Origin of the sequence: Paenibacillus sp. FSL R5-0407 (genome assembly GCF_038009185.1) — a bacterium.
Taxonomy (GTDB): domain Bacteria; phylum Bacillota; class Bacilli; order Paenibacillales; family Paenibacillaceae; genus Fontibacillus; species Fontibacillus vini.
The window spans coordinates 528,685-543,288 of record NZ_JBBPAX010000002.1 but is presented as its reverse complement, the minus strand read 5'-3'; the positions used below and the strand labels follow the sequence as shown (position 1 = coordinate 543,288).

The 14,604-nt window shown below is 49.1% G+C and carries 11 protein-coding genes; 5 read left to right on the top strand and 6 right to left on the bottom strand.

Annotated elements, in window-relative coordinates:
• Positions 1 to 30 precede the first annotated feature (30 nt).
• From NYE70_RS21630 to NYE70_RS21620, 3 genes are all read right to left on the bottom strand, one after another.
• Positions 31 to 1,806 carry an ABC transporter ATP-binding protein gene (locus NYE70_RS21630; protein ID WP_211022848.1) on the bottom strand — a complete coding sequence of 592 codons (1,776 nt, stop codon included), beginning with the start codon at positions 1,804 to 1,806 and terminating at the stop codon, positions 31 to 33.
• Positions 1,793 to 3,598: an ABC transporter ATP-binding protein gene (locus NYE70_RS21625; RefSeq protein WP_341048122.1), complete on the bottom strand. Its 1,806-nt coding sequence runs from the start codon at positions 3,596 to 3,598 to the stop codon at positions 1,793 to 1,795. The genes NYE70_RS21630 and NYE70_RS21625 overlap by 14 nt, the downstream gene beginning before the upstream one ends.
• A gap of 348 nt (positions 3,599 to 3,946) precedes the next feature.
• The gene (locus NYE70_RS21620; RefSeq protein WP_341048121.1) at positions 3,947 to 4,720 is read right to left on the bottom strand and encodes an NAD(P)H-dependent oxidoreductase; all 774 of its coding nucleotides are present in this window, start codon (positions 4,718 to 4,720) and stop codon (positions 3,947 to 3,949) included.
• A gap of 396 nt (positions 4,721 to 5,116) precedes the next feature.
• On the opposite strand from NYE70_RS21620, the gene NYE70_RS21615 reads away from it, so the two are divergent.
• From NYE70_RS21615 to NYE70_RS21605, 3 genes are all read left to right on the top strand, one after another.
• Positions 5,117 to 6,271 (top strand): GGDEF domain-containing protein, encoded by a 1,155-nt coding sequence (locus tag NYE70_RS21615; protein ID WP_341048119.1) that lies wholly within the window; start codon positions 5,117 to 5,119, stop codon positions 6,269 to 6,271.
• A gap of 429 nt (positions 6,272 to 6,700) precedes the next feature.
• Positions 6,701 to 8,656, top strand: a complete 1,956-nt coding sequence (locus NYE70_RS21610; RefSeq protein ID WP_341048117.1) for a translation factor GTPase family protein — start codon at positions 6,701 to 6,703, stop codon at positions 8,654 to 8,656.
• A 40-nt stretch (positions 8,657 to 8,696) separates the two neighbouring features.
• The gene (locus NYE70_RS21605) at positions 8,697 to 9,857 is read left to right on the top strand and encodes a YecA family protein (protein WP_341048115.1); all 1,161 of its coding nucleotides are present in this window, start codon (positions 8,697 to 8,699) and stop codon (positions 9,855 to 9,857) included.
• A gap of 47 nt (positions 9,858 to 9,904) precedes the next feature.
• Here the strand turns inward: NYE70_RS21605 and NYE70_RS21600 are convergent, their stop codons facing one another.
• From NYE70_RS21600 to NYE70_RS21590, 3 genes are all read right to left on the bottom strand, one after another.
• Positions 9,905 to 10,651 carry a GTP pyrophosphokinase gene (locus NYE70_RS21600; RefSeq protein WP_341048113.1) on the bottom strand — a complete coding sequence of 249 codons (747 nt, stop codon included), beginning with the start codon at positions 10,649 to 10,651 and terminating at the stop codon, positions 9,905 to 9,907.
• A gap of 95 nt (positions 10,652 to 10,746) precedes the next feature.
• Positions 10,747 to 11,997 (bottom strand): chitinase, encoded by a 1,251-nt coding sequence (locus NYE70_RS21595; RefSeq protein ID WP_341048112.1) that lies wholly within the window; start codon positions 11,995 to 11,997, stop codon positions 10,747 to 10,749.
• Between the two features lie 285 nt (positions 11,998 to 12,282).
• Entirely contained in the window at positions 12,283 to 13,041 is a 759-nt protein-coding gene (locus NYE70_RS21590; RefSeq protein ID WP_341048110.1) for a GNAT family N-acetyltransferase, read from the bottom strand.
• A gap of 179 nt (positions 13,042 to 13,220) precedes the next feature.
• Between NYE70_RS21590 and NYE70_RS21585 the strand changes: the two genes are divergently transcribed.
• Both NYE70_RS21585 and NYE70_RS21580 read left to right on the top strand, forming a co-directional pair.
• Positions 13,221 to 13,538, top strand: a complete 318-nt coding sequence (locus NYE70_RS21585) for a DUF1806 family protein (protein ID WP_290405647.1) — start codon at positions 13,221 to 13,223, stop codon at positions 13,536 to 13,538.
• Positions 13,535 to 14,284, top strand: coding sequence for a PIG-L family deacetylase (locus NYE70_RS21580; RefSeq protein WP_290405646.1), 750 nt, complete (start codon positions 13,535 to 13,537; stop codon positions 14,282 to 14,284). The genes NYE70_RS21585 and NYE70_RS21580 overlap by 4 nt, the downstream gene beginning before the upstream one ends.
• Positions 14,285 to 14,604: the final 320 nt, after the last annotated feature.

Here is a 14,604-nt window from a genome sequence, read left to right as displayed (position 1 = left end):
AAATCTTTAGGTTCGGGGATTGTTGATAGCTTAAGCTTCCATCTTCTGTGCCGTGTAAAGCCGGTAGTACAGGCCGCGACGGGCGATCAGTTCATCGTGCGAGCCGGATTCCGCGATGCCTTTGTCGGACACGTACATGATACGGTCGCAGTTCTTAACCGTGGACAACCGGTGCGCGATGATGAAGGAGGTCCGGCCTTTAAGCAGTTCGTTCAAGCCCTGCTGAAGCAGCCGCTCGGTCTTCGCGTCAATCGAAGAGGTGGCCTCATCCAGAATAAGAATGCGCGGGTCGGCCAGAAGCGTACGGGCGAACGAGATCAGCTGCCGCTGTCCCTGAGACAGCTTCGAGCCGCGCTCATTGACTTCGGTTTGGTAACCATGCTCAAACTCTCTGATGAATTCGTCGGCGCATACCGTCTTCGCCGCCGCAATGATCTCTTCTTCCGTGGCATCCAGTTTCCCGTACCGAATATTATCGAGAATGGTGCCTGAGAAAATGAAGCTGTCCTGCAGCATGATCCCCATTTGGCTGCGCAGGGAATTGAGCGTGACCTGTGAAATATCGTGACCGTCGATCAGGATCTTGCCGCCGGTAATATTATAGAAGCGCGAGATCAGGTTGACGACCGTCGTTTTGCCTGCGCCTGTCGGTCCTACCAAAGCAATGCTTTCCCCGGGTTTGATATCGAAGGAAAGGTTCTCAAGAATATTGTTGCCGGGATCGTAGGCGAAGGTGACGTCGTCAAACGTTACTCTCCCTTGAATCGATGGCAACTTCTTCGCGTCCGGCACATCGCTCACGGTGACCGGTTCGTCCAGCGTCTCGAAAATCCGTTCCAGATAGGCGACAGCATTGATGAAGTTATTGTACAGCTGCGACAAGTTCAGAATCGGCTGCCAGAACCGGAAAGCATAGGTACCCATCGCCAGAATGATCCCGAAGGTGATATCCTGAGGATTCAGCGCCAGCAGTCCGATAAGATAAATCAACGCGGTGACGATCGTCGCCAGATTATCGACGGTGAACGGGATCAGCGCGTTATACCGCAGGGCGCGCATCCATTCCGTGCGGAAGCTGCCTGCAAGGCGCGTGAAGATTCCTTCGTTGCGCTGTTCGCGGGAGAAGATTTGCGTCACGCGGATACCGCTGATGCTCTCCTGCAAGTAGGCGTTCACATTGGAGCTCTTGTTGGATACCGCCTGCCATGCCCGCCGTTGCCGGGTCTTGATCAACAGCATAACGCCGAGGAAGACAGGCAGACCCGCCAGGATGACGAACGACAGCCGGACATCCACGGCAAACATAAAGGCCGCGATAAAGATCAAGTTCACGATTTCAAGAATAAAGTTGATAATACCGTTGGATAACACATCCGATACCGAGTTGACATAGTTGACGACCCGGATCAAAATTTTGCCCTGAGGGCGATCATCATAATATTTGAACGGCAGCTGCTGCAAGTGCTTGAACAGATCACTCCGGATGTCAAAGATAATGTCCTGACCGACGCTCGTCATCATCCGTGAGCGGATCGTGGCCAGATAGACGCTGACCACAATGGTGACCAGCATGAGCGCCGACCAGCCGACCAACGGGCCGACGGCTTTCGCAGGGATCGTGACGTCGATGACATGCTGCATGATCAGCGGAGCCGACAGCGAAACCGCCGCCGAAATGGCGCTAAGAATGAAGGCGATAATCATCGGTGTCTTCTGCTTCTTGATGTAGACTAACGCACGCCGGAAATGCTTGATATCAAAGGGCGATTCCAGGTTTTCGTCGATGTCGAATTTATTCCTTGCCATGCTCGGTCACCTGCCTTCCAATGCCCTCGTTCTGCAGCATAAACACTTCGTAGTAATAACCCCGTTTCGCCAACAACTCGGCATGGGTGCCTTCCTCGATCAGGCGGCCTTCGTCCAGAATAAGGATCCGGTCGGCTTCCGCGGTGGTCGAGACGCGTTGGGCGATAATGATCTTGGTGCAGGGGTATTCGAGTTCACGTAAACTTTTCTGGATATGTTCCTCGGTTTCCAAATCGACGGCCGATGTCGTATCGTCCAAAATGAGGATCGGACGCTGAACCGCCATAGCGCGAGCGAGTGCGATACGTTGCTTCTGTCCGCCGGACAGGCCGACGCCCCGTTCCCCTACGATGGTGTCATAACCTTCCGGCATCTTGGTAATGAAATCATGCGCTGCCGCAAGCCGGGCATATTCGATCGTATCCTCTTCCGGAAGGTCGGGATCGCCATAAGCGATATTCCCGTCGATCGTGTCGGAGAACAGGAGGACATCCTGAGTCGCCACGCCGATGTTACCCCGAAGCTCGTCAAGCTCCAGCTTGCGTACATCGGTGCCGTCGACCAGAACACGTCCCTGCGACACATCATAGAAGCGCGGAATCAGATTGACGAGCGTCGTCTTCCCTGATCCGGTCGAGCCCATGATGGCAACGGTTTCACCCGGATTAATTTTGAAGCTTACATCATGCAGAACCTCTACGCTGCCATATTTAAAGCTGACATGGTCAAACTCGATGCCTCCGCTGTAGCGGCGTTTGTCAACCATATTGTGCTCGTTGACGATGCCGGGACGAGCGTAATAGACTTCGATAATTTTGGTCAAGCTGGCAAAAAAACGTTGGATATCATTGATGATGATACCGATATTGCGCATCGGGTTGGAAATGGCCCAGATGAGCGAGGAGAAAGCGGCGAATTCACCGAAGGTGATCCGGCCGTTCATGACGAACAAACCGCCTGCCAGCAGCAGAATCACGTTAAATGCCTGCGCGAAGGTCTCCAGATAAGGAAAGTAATCGAGCCATACGAGCGCGGCGGTCTTGTTCGCTTTGGAGTAGTTGACGTTCTTGTCCGAGAACTTCTCCACCTCGTATTCTTCGCGTGCAAAAGCTTTGACGACACGGTTGCCCGAGATGTTCTCCTGGGTTGTGGTGTTGAGCTGGGACAGCCGTTCACGCAGATCCACGTACATAGGGCGTACGCGTTTCGCAAAGATGTAAGCTACCACAAAAATCGGCGGAGACAAAATCAACAGCCATAGCGTCAACTCGACGTCAATCGTAAAGAAGTAAATCACGGCGGCAAGGAAAATCGTGAGCGATTCGATGATCGTCTTGATAATCCACGCCATGGAGTGCCGCACCATGTCCAGATCGCCTGTCATCTTGGTCATAAGATCGCCGGTACGGTTATGATCGTAATAGTTCATGTCTTGCTCTTGAATCTTGTTGTACAAAAATACGCGGACCCGATAAAGCATATTCTGCGAGGACCATTCGTACTGCATCGTCGTCAGGTAGGCAAGGCCCGTACGCAGCAAGGAAAAGCCGATCATGCCCAGGCAGAGCATAATGAGCAGCCCCCGCTCTTCCGTTAAATTCTGCAACGCGTTGTCATTTGCTATAAACGTATCGACAATGCGCTGGCCGATGTAAGGATTCACGATCATGAGCGAGGAGCCCACCACCGAGAGGCAAAGTGCCAGGATGTACCGCGTACGGTCTCCCTCCAGGTTCTTCCACAGCCATTTTAGTTCGAACATCTGATCACCTGTTTCTGATTGTTCTTTCATTCTTGTTGAAAAAGACTTTATGACCCAATCAACAAACTACCGTGATTATACCACTTGAGCAGGTAAGATCAACGTCTTTTTCAACATCCGGAAATGATTATATTTTTGTTATATATATTGAAAGAATTTGTGTGAAATATCGAAAATATCAGACGAAAGTTCAGTTATAAGCGGACGTTTATCCACAGTTTTGCATTAGAGCAAAAAGCCTGCTTCTTTGTCCAAAATGCCAAACACCCCCAAGGGCCGTTCCATATCTTATGACATGGCCGATTCTCTTGGAGGTGTTTGATTTAGGTTCTATTTTATTGTCTCTACTGTTCTATGTATTTTAATTTACGGGTTCTATTAAATGAATGTTTTATCCAAGTAACTGGTCAAGTCGGCACGAAGCTGGTTCAACTCCTGTTCGTATTTATCGGAGCTGTTCGCAGGAGTGCGATCGTTGACGAATCGTCCCTTGTTGCTTACTCCCCAAAATCCGGCCATGTCATCATCCATTACTTTGAAAGCTTTCATATATTGATCCCATACATCATCGCTAATTCCTACCCCATCGCCGATAAACCCTCGGCCCCCACCCAGGTAACCGCAGTTCATAATCGTAAAGATAGATTTGTCTTTCAGCATTCCTTCAAGTCCTTTATCCGTACTTTTGTAGGCAAATTGCTTTGCAAATACGCGTTCCATATAGCCTTTGGTAATTGCATTAGGCGTATCGTGCCAGTTCGGATAAACAAAAATAATTTCGTCGGATTTCGTGACAAACTCCTGTTCCGTCTTTACATCAGCCGTTGGCTCGCCAGTTCCGTCCTTTGCATAATAGAACTCCTCGGGGGTAATTACCGGAGAGAATTTCATGTCGTATAAATCGCGAAGTTCGACTTCGTATCCATTCTCTTCAAAATGCTTCATGGCCGTATACGCCAGATCGTAATTCACGCTGTTTTTGCGGGGGTCGCCGACTACAAATAGCGCCTTTTTCTTATCGGAATCGGTAAATCCCTTCGGTTTATACTGAGCGATCAGCTCATTAGGTACAATGGAGGCAGAAGAAGTGGCATCGGCCGAAGCGGCGCTGGTGCTGTCCGCGGTGTTCGTTGTACCTTGATCAGACTTCACTTCCGTAGTGTTGGACTTGTTTGCAGGGGAAGCTTTCTGTGTTTGACAAGCCGTTAAAGAAAGAACAAAGCTCAGAGATAAGATAAGATAAGAATAGCTAGTTTCTTCAATTTATATCCTCCTTGTGGGTATACTCCACACGACTATAGCATAGACCTTATAAAGACTTTGTGATTATTTTCACTAGAAAAAATGGCTTTAGATCGCTGCTCGAGGAGATCTTGGAGAGTTTGGTTAAGCCCCTGCAAGGATCAGCCGATAATAATATAGAAAAGCAATTAAACCCGGTTGGAGGCACTAATTTATTTGAAAACTTCAATTAGAACAATCTTAAAGCTTATACTTCCATTTCTTTTAATCATATTGGCATATGCCTTCTATAAGAAGACAAGCACCATGTCGAACCCGCAATTAGACATTATAAAGCTGGCTCCTTATGCCGTATCGGCGATCGGTGCCGTGATTTCTTGGAAGTTTAATCGGAGCCGGGAGTTTTTTATACTTATCATTCTAGCGATCTGCTTGGCTGCCGTTACCTATTTGCCGGGAATAAAAGGGGAATGGCCCCCTGTTCAAACCAGGGACGTTTATATCTTGATTGGAATGGTGGTTCCCTTTAATATTGCCGTGTTTTCCTTCTTTAAAGAACGGGGCATTTTGAGCTTATGGGGCGGGCTGCGTATCGGAATCATCCTTCTCCAAGCATTATTGGCCGCCTGGTTGATCCGCCCGGAGCAGCAAAAATGGCTCACCCTGATCAATCAAAACTTTTTGCCGGTCAACCTGCATACCTTAACTCCTATATCGCAAGCTGCACTGCTCTTATTTCTGGCCGCAGGGATCATTCTTATTTTGAGGCAGATTCGATATAAAACCTCTCAGGATATTTCCTTCATAGGGGTGCTGTGCGCCGTATTTATGGCCGTTCATCACAATGATGCCAATTCCATGATGTATCCGGTCTTTTTCGCGGCTTCGGGCATCGTCCTAATCACATCCATCATCCAGGATTCCTACTCTATGGCTTTTTCGGATGAGCTGACCGGTCTGCCTTCCAGGCGGGCGCTTAAGCAGGATATGATGAAGCTGGGAATGAATTACGCCATGGCGATGCTCGACATCGACCACTTTAAGAAGTTTAACGATACCTATGGACATGATACCGGGGACGAGGTTTTGAAATTAGTAGCTTCTATTATTAAGGACGTGACGGGCGGAGGGAAGGCCTATCGGTATGGGGGAGAGGAATTCACTATTCTTTTCCCGGGAAAAAGCATCCCGGAGGTCGTTCCGCATCTCGAGCAATTAAGAGAAAAGGTGTCCAAAAGAGCCTTTACGCTGCGAAGACCCGGCAGCCGGAAGGGGAAATCCTCCTCGAAACGCAAAAAACGCGGCTCCCGATCCGCGGGTCAGAAACAAATATACATAACGATCAGTATCGGCGTTTCCCAAAGAAACGATAAACATAAAACACCGGACGCTGTCATGAAATCGGCGGACACGGCACTATACCGGGCCAAGAAAAAAGGTAGGAACTGCGTCAGCAAGTAGAATTGGAAGAGAAGGGGGGCGGGGGGCGTTTCGTCCTGCCGCTTCTGCTCCGTTACAGATGACATGGACGCTGCCCGTGAATTTCTACTTTTGAACGCAACAGCCGGTTAATTAGCTGGATTTTCTGCAGTTAATTTTGCGTGGATGGGCCTTAGGTGTGGATTAGATGTAGAACCTACAGCTAATTCGGCGCTTCTCTTTCAAAACAGTTCAAACCTACCAAATTAACTGTATATTTCACAGTTAGTTGTCTCGAAATAGCTGATTCTTCGAAAATAACTGTAGGTTTTCCAGTTAAATCTCATCTTCTATAATGTTTCGCGACTCAACCCATACTATATTTTCCAATCCTCTATCCGTGCCCACCGCCTTAACCCAACCCCTCCGTATGTTATAATAGATTACTAGGCTCGCAACCGGAGGAAGCTCATGAACAAGACGATTGGAATTTTAGCGCATGTGGATGCGGGGAAGACCACTTTCTCGGAGCAGCTGCTCTACTATACAAAGAGTATTAAACAGCGGGGGCGCGTCGACCACCAGGATGCCTTTCTGGACAGCCATCAAATCGAGCGGCAGCGGGGGATTACAGTATTTGCCGATCAGGGTCGGTTCTCGTATGGGAATGACGAGTATTATCTGATCGATACGCCGGGACATATCGACTTCTCTCCGGAGACTGAACGGGCGATTCAAGCGATGGATATGGCGATCATTATTGTTAGCGCCGTGGAGGGCATCGAAGGCCAGACGGAAACGGTCTGGGAGCTGCTCAGAAAACATCGGATTCCCTGTTTCTTCTTCATTAATAAGACGGACCGGGTCGGGGCGGACGTGCCTCAAGTGGTTCAGGACATTCGAGCCAATTTCTCCGCGGATCTTTGCAATTTGACAGATGGGTTTGCCGAGGATGGCGGAATGAGCGAAGAGTGGATTGATTTCGTTGCCGAACGTGACGAGGCTCTGCTGGAGTATTATCTGGAGAAAGGCTACGACAGAGAGATGTGGCTGAATGCGATGCGGCGCCTGATTCAGAAGAATCAGGCATATTCCTATGCTTACGGCTCCGCGCTGCAAGGAATCGGGATCGAAAGCTTCCTTCACAAGCTTCATCTGCTAACGGAAACCGATTATTCCAGCGAAGGCCCGTTTGAGGGTCGTGTCTACCGTATACGCCATGATGATCATGGTACCCGAATCACTTTCATCAAAGCCTTAGGCGGAACCTTGAGCGTAAGGGATAACTTGAAGTATGGGGATGCGGATCGACCCGTCACCGAAAAAATTACGCAAATCCGGAAATACAACGGGCGTGAGTTTATGCCGGTTGACCGGGTGCAGGCGGGCGAACTGTTTGCGGTCACCGGTTTATCCATGGCCGCCGTCGGGGATGGCATAGGGGAATTACAGGAAAAAGCGGTATTCGAAATGGTGCCCACTTTAAAGTCCAAGGTTATTTTCGAGCCCGGGATCCATGTTAAAGAGGCGCTTGCCTATTTTAAAATACTCGATGCGGAAGATCCTTCGCTGAATGTGATCTGGGACGAAAGACTGCAGGAAATCCAGCTTCATGTGATGGGGAAGATCCAGCTTGAAGTGTTGGAACAGCTAATCTATGAGCGCTTTAAACTCAAGGTGAAATTTGACCGTCCGGAAATACTGTATAAGGAAACGATCGACACCCAGGTGAACGGTTACGGCCATTTTGAACCGCTGGGGCACTATGCCGAGGTGCATCTGCAGTTACGGCCAGGGGATCGGAATTCGGGGATTACGTTTAAAAATGTCTGCCATGCCGATGATTTGTCCGTCGGGAATCAGAACCTGATCCGTCACCACCTGTTTGAACGGGAGAATCACGGTCTGCTGACCGGTTCGCCGCTAACCGATGTCGAGATCACCTTGTTGACCGGAAGAGCCCATAATAAGCATACGACGGGCGGAGACTTCAGAGAGGCTGCGTTTAGAGCGTTGCGTCAGGGATTGGAGCAATCGTCCAACGTCCTGCTAGAGCCATATTACCAGTTTAAAATCAAAGTGGACCTCGAACAGATTGGCCGCGTCATCTCGGATATCGTGCAGGCCAACGGCAGACTGGATGCTCCCCGAAATGAGGGGGAGAAGGCTATTTTGACGGGAACCGTGCCGGTAGCTACATTTATGGATTACAACAGCCAGCTAGCTTCCTTTACCCATGGGAAAGGCGTGCTTAGCCTGACTTTTGCCGGATATGACCGATGCCATAATGAGCAGGAGATCATTGAAAGAATCGGCTACAACAAAGATGCCGATCCTGAATATACTTCCTCTTCGATCTTTTGCGCCAAGGGTCAAGGATATACGGTGGGGTGGAAAGAAGCAGAAGCGAACATGCACGCCTTATAATTTATTTGTTATGACTTAGTATCTAAAAAAGGAGTTTATAATGACAAACGATTTTGAACAAATGTTGGAGCAAAGTAATATTCAGTACGCAATTGTCGGCGAGGTGAACCACTCTTTAAGAGAAACCCTGAAGGGCTTAACCAAGACGCGGACCGCATCGCTTGCCAGAGCATACCAAGTACCCGGCCGATCGAAAATGAAACAAGCCGAGCTGGCCAAGGCGGTTCAGGAGTATATCACGGACCCCGCTCAGCTGGAGTCGATTCTCCTCATTCTGGATGCTGCGGAATGGGCAGTGTTTGAGGCAGCTTATGGTGATTCTTTCGTGCAGGACAACTACCTCCCGTACGGGTATTACCGGCTCATGCTGGAGCTGGGGATCGTGTTTACTTATTTTAATGAGGGTAAGCTGTACCTGGTTATGCCTGATGAAGTGAAGGAAGTATTTACGAAATTAAATACGCCGGAGTTTGCGAAAAAACGCAATAAAATGGCGCTAGTATTCGACTATCTGCTCGCTTTGTCCAACTTGTATGGAATTTATACGCCGGACAAGCTTCTTGAAATATACAATGGGCAAAATGCCTCCGACCCTCTTGAACAAGAGGAATTGGATGAAATCATCAAGCAGTTTTTGCAAAGGGAACAGAATTTTGTTCTGGAAGAAGGATATCTGATTAATGTGGGGCTGGTCTACAACAGCGAGGAAGGGGAATTGCAGTCGTTGCTGCAGGAAATTCAAGGCAAACCGCATTATGTTCCGGATAAGACGGAATTGCTGAAATACGCGGATGACGGTTACTTTGAAATGACGCCCCAACTCAGATCGTTAAAAACTTATGTCTTGAATCGGATGTGCGAAGACGAGGAGATGGTCGATGCGCTGGTTGACGACATTCAGCTGGCTTGCTCCATGAATGCCCCGCTGGATCAGCTGATTTACGAATTCGAAAGACGGGATCTGGTGTTTGAAAACCCGAAGGAAGCGGAGCGGGTGATCGGCTTGATCGTCGATATAAGCAACCATACAAGAAGATGGTCGAACTGCGGACACACCCCGAATGAACTGGGCGCTTCCAAGCGGGAATCAGGCCAGAAGCCTGGAGGAGCTAACGCTCCGGTTCAATCGGCAAAAGTCGGGCGGAATGAACCGTGCCCATGCGGCAGCGGATTGAAGTATAAGAAGTGCTGCGGCAAATAAGAGAACTATGGACGAAAAGCGTAAATGTCCACCTGGATGGTGGACGCTTACGCTTGACCCAGTCCCTCGGATACTAGTTTCAGCAGGTTATCCGGAATTTTGAATTTCTCGTTGTTGATCAGCAATTGAAGATCATTGCCGGGTTCGGATTGTTGGGCCAGCTTGATTTCTTCCATCTCCTGCTGAAGCTGCTCCATTTTCAAATCCAGTTCATAGGCAGTGTCAGCCGCGACTTTTAAATCCTTGAGCAAACGCTCAGGTACAGCTTCGTTGTATTTATAGAAAATTTTATGCTCCAGGCTTGCCCAGAAATCCATGGCGATCGTCCGGATTTGGACTTCAACGCACATCAGTTCCTCGCCATCGGACATGAATACCGGGACTTCAACCAGAAGGTGAAGGCTTTTATAGCCGTTTGCCTTCGGGTTTTTTATATAATCTTTAACGGACAGAATATTTAAGTCCTTTTGGCTTTGCAGCATCTGGCTGATCCGATATATGTCCGATATAAACGAACAAGTTATCCGTATACCGGCGATATCTTTAATATTGTTCTTGATGTCTGTAAGCGAGGTCGCGCCGCCTTTGCGATACAGCTTTTTCATGATGCTTTCCGGAGACTTCAATCTGGATTTCGTATGCTCGATCGGATTGTAATCGTGAAGCAGCTGGAATTCTTCCTGCAAAATTTCGATTTTCGTTTCGACTTCCTGCAGGGCAAATTTATACATCATCATGAAGCGGGTCAGATTTTTTTGAATTACTTTCATCTGTTCGAGGGGATTGTGTGTCATGTTTACCGTCCTTCTGGTGAAAAAGAGTATGGAAAGCGTATGTCCTTCTATTATAGCCTATTTCCGATTCCGCTTTCCAACTGTCTTAAAAGGAGTTAGAACGGCTTCATGTTCAGCGTGTCGACCTTCTCGCCGGAAATATCGACGCCCATTCTTTGCGTAATCTCCCGGTAATGGCCTGCGCGGCGTTTAACCGGGCTGCCTTCGACCTCGCCCAAATTGGCTTCGAGACCGTTCAGGACCATAATGGTGGTGCCGAAGCCGGGCCTGCCTAGGCCCTTCAGCCTCTCGTCCGCGTTCGGCTTCCATCTGCCGACCATCACGTCATGGGCCGAAGGCTTTGGAGTTTGCGGGGTCATCCAGAACAGGATGGCCGTCATATAGCCGATTTTTCCATCGGCCGCTACTATTTCCGGATTGTTGAGCAGGACGCTTTTATCCCCATAAATAATGGAGCTGAATAATCCATAGTTAAAGTTCCAGCTCAGCATGATCGGCCCGCGGCCGTAATATCGTTTGCCGGTGGTCCCCGGGAACAGTTCGGCGGTGCCCGGATCGACGAACGCATCCATATTGGCGCCGGTCCGGCCTGCTATGTTCTCGTTCCAGAACAGGCCCCAGCGCAGTGGGCCGCCCGGTGCCGCATCCCAGCCGCCGCCGGTTTCATGCGACAGGTTGGCAAGAAACGCGGCCAATTCCCGTTTTCGGTCCTTTTTGAAGCCTTCTTTCAGGAAAGTTCCGCAGTCGACAATCACGGTCTCGATCGGCTTCAGCTTATTCTCGGCCGAATTAAAATCGGCGGAGCGAAGGACCAGCGTCTCGACCTTGGCCTCTTTGTCCAGCCTATGTATTTCCTGGGCGGAGGTCCCGGTTCGGGTGCTGATCTTTATTTTCAGGTTCGATACTTCAGCTACGGCATTCATGAGATTGTCATAGGAAAAATAATCGGTTTGATCCTCTTTGAAGTACTCTTTTCCTTTTGCCACTTTGAACCATTCCTTGGAGCCTAACCGGTAGGGGAATAATTCCTCAAAATCTTTTTCCGACAGAAGGGCCTTAACGGCTTCAATCGCTTTATCGGGCGAATAGTCGGGATCGATGCCGTCCCATTCCCGGAAAATATCTTTACGCTGCAAGAGACGGTGTTCACCGACGAGTAGTGAACTGCCCTGATACTGGACAGTACTAAGGACAGGGGGCTTTTCATTTGGGTGCGGCGGGGCGGGCTTCGAAGCTCCTTCCAGGGCGAATGCGGACAGGGGAGCCGCAAACAAGGCGGCGCCTAAAGCGATAGGTAGACTGCGGCGCAGTACCTTGGTCATAACAGGGGACTTTCGATCGGACATACACATTCTCCTCTTCCGTGGGTTGATAACGCTTCCATATTACTCAGGCGTTTTTTCGATGTATATAGGTAGTGCTGCCCACGGGAAAAAAGCTGACGGTTTTCTGGAGAAATGATAATCCCCTGCCGTTAATCAAGGAGGACCAACAGCAGGGGATAAGATGTTGAATTAAGGGAGGTGCGGTCGGATCTTTGCGGCACTCCTCCCCGAGGTCTGGATCCCGAATACCATTGGAAGAATGCGGAATATAGGAATAAAGCCGCTGGGATAAATTTATCTTATTGATCATTGCGCCTGCGGCAATCCTTCTGTTTGAATCCTGTACCAATGGTTGTAGACTTCGGTAAAGCCGATTTTGGAATACAGAGACCTAGCAGGTCCGTTGTTGGCGACTACGGCCAGATAGCTGTCCGTTGCCCCGTTGGCTTGACCCCACCGAAGCAGATGCAATATCATCTGTTCCCCGAAGCCTTGATTTCTGTAAGCGGCATCCGTAACGATGTTATACAGTCCGATAAACCCTCGCTCAATTACCCCCAGGCCGCAGGCGACCGCTTGTCCGTTATGATACAGCAAAATAAAGCCTTTCCGGGTTCGGATGTGAGATAGCATCCGTACCATCGTGTCCATTTTGCTCGCCGAAGCCTGATCTATTTTGCTGTATTGCTCCAGCCATTCCCCATCCGCATGCTCCAGGATTTTGACGGTATTGAGCAGGGGTTCCGCAAGGCGGTCCAGCTTCAGGGTTTGAATGCTGGTGATGTCGATCATCTCGTAGCCTCTTTGTTCCAGAGCAGTGTCCAGATCGGCGGGATGAATGAACGGTGTGATTTTAAAGATGGCGGGCAGCTGATTGGCAGCGTAAACTTTTTCGCATTCCTCGATCTTCTGATTCAAATCCAGTGTAGATCCGTACAAAGGGCTGACCGAGTTAGACCGCTTGGTGACCCCTTCCGCAAAACGCAGTATCCATCCGTCATAGAGCAGGGTGGTTAAGGCGGGCCAATTGTTTAGGGCCAGCTCTTCAATCAATTTATGATCCATACTGTTCGACATCTCATCTCCTATGAATGGAATGATTTATTTCGGATAATTATACATATTACTGTATATATATTCAATAAGTTTATTTTATTGTATGAACTTTCAATCAGCTCTGGTTTTGAAATCCTGATATAATAAACGGGTTGGTATTTTTAAAAAGAAGAAGGTACTGGATCACGATGAAAAAAATAGACCGAATGCAGGTGGAGGCCGAGCTCCGGAAATTTACCGGAGGACCAGCCTTTATTCACAGTGAAGCTACATCGTATGTATTCGTCCGCAATTTCAAGGTTGAAGTAACGGATGCTTTTATTGCAGGAGAAGGGAACGGCCCTTACCGGGCAGCACTCCGCTTTGATGGACACGGCTGGCTTCGGATGGAGTCGCTCACCCATTACGAAATCGACGACCAGGGCCGTTTGCTGCTGGCCGGATTTGACGACAGGGGACGCATGGACGTAGCTCTCCATATGGGAAAGGAGCCTTTTCCTGAATGAACAATATGAATCGTAGTGCAGCTCGGAAGCTGCTTGCCGTATTTGCACACCCCGATGATGAGACGTTTATTTGCGGCGGGACCTTGGCCAAATATGCGGCGGAAGGTGCCGATATTACGCTGGTAAGCGCGACGCGGGGAGAAATGGGACGGCGGATGGGCAATCCGCCATATCTTAACCGGGAGACCATCGCAGCCGCAAGGGAACACGAATTGCGCGAAGCATGCGACTGCCTCGGGATTCGTGAACTAATTTTCCTGGATATTCGCGACAAGACCGTGGAATTCACGGATGAAGAAAGCTTGACTGCACGGATCGAAGACTTAATTCGTGACATCAATCCAGATGCGGTATTGACCTTCCATGAACGATTGGGCGGACATCCCGATCATTGCGCGATCGGCAAAGCGACTAAGGCGGCGTTCAGACGCGCCGGGCGTAAGGATGGACTGTACTATATATCGTTCGGAGACATGATGGAGGTTCCGGAACGATTTGGCTATACCCGTAGCGATATCGTTAAAATCAATGTGTCGGAGCATCTGGAGGCCAAGCTGGCCGCATTTCGGGCCCACCGCTGTCAATCCGAGATTGATGAATGGGTGTGGCTCCCGGACGCAGAGGCCCTTGCACGGTTCGGCATGCATGAGTATTTTATAAAAACGGAGCTAGCGGCTCCCCTCGTGAATGACGACGATTTGTTTCAGTCGGAAGATAGCAGCGCGATATTTGCCTTCGAAAGTTAAGTAGAAGAGAAGCCTAACTAAGCTAAGCTTAAGCCCTTATGCAACCTGATGGTTGTGTAAGGGCTTTTTGTGCATGGACCCGTGTTAGTTTTACTAGGCATATATCCTGTTTGTCCACTTTTAGGCGGACATTTTGGTGATTTGTCCGTTTGGGAAGGACGGATAATTAATAGACAATCTCCTAGGGATTAGTTGAAAGATAGGATCATGTCGCAATTTGTAATATTATGTAACTGGGAATTTTTATTATATATTTTGTAAAATATTAGAGGTTTTCTTGTTAAATCATAGAATAGAAATAGGACGGCAACTTCAGTAGA

Coding starts and splice junctions, on each gene's coding strand:
- NYE70_RS21630 (WP_211022848.1), bottom strand. CDS start 1,806: ATGGCAAGGAATAAATTCGACATCGACGAAAACCTGGAATCGCCCTTT.
- NYE70_RS21625 (WP_341048122.1), bottom strand. CDS start 3,598: ATGAAAGAACAATCAGAAACAGGTGATCAGATGTTCGAACTAAAATGG.
- NYE70_RS21615 (WP_341048119.1), top strand. CDS start 5,117: ATGTCGAACCCGCAATTAGACATTATAAAGCTGGCTCCTTATGCCGTA.
- NYE70_RS21610 (WP_341048117.1), top strand. CDS start 6,701: ATGAACAAGACGATTGGAATTTTAGCGCATGTGGATGCGGGGAAGACC.
- NYE70_RS21605 (WP_341048115.1), top strand. CDS start 8,697: ATGACAAACGATTTTGAACAAATGTTGGAGCAAAGTAATATTCAGTAC.
- NYE70_RS21600 (WP_341048113.1), bottom strand. CDS start 10,651: ATGACACACAATCCCCTCGAACAGATGAAAGTAATTCAAAAAAATCTG.
- NYE70_RS21595 (WP_341048112.1), bottom strand. CDS start 11,997: ATGTCCGATCGAAAGTCCCCTGTTATGACCAAGGTACTGCGCCGCAGT.
- NYE70_RS21590 (WP_341048110.1), bottom strand. CDS start 13,041: ATGGATCATAAATTGATTGAAGAGCTGGCCCTAAACAATTGGCCCGCC.
- NYE70_RS21585 (WP_290405647.1), top strand. CDS start 13,221: ATGAAAAAAATAGACCGAATGCAGGTGGAGGCCGAGCTCCGGAAATTT.
- NYE70_RS21580 (WP_290405646.1), top strand. CDS start 13,535: ATGAACAATATGAATCGTAGTGCAGCTCGGAAGCTGCTTGCCGTATTT.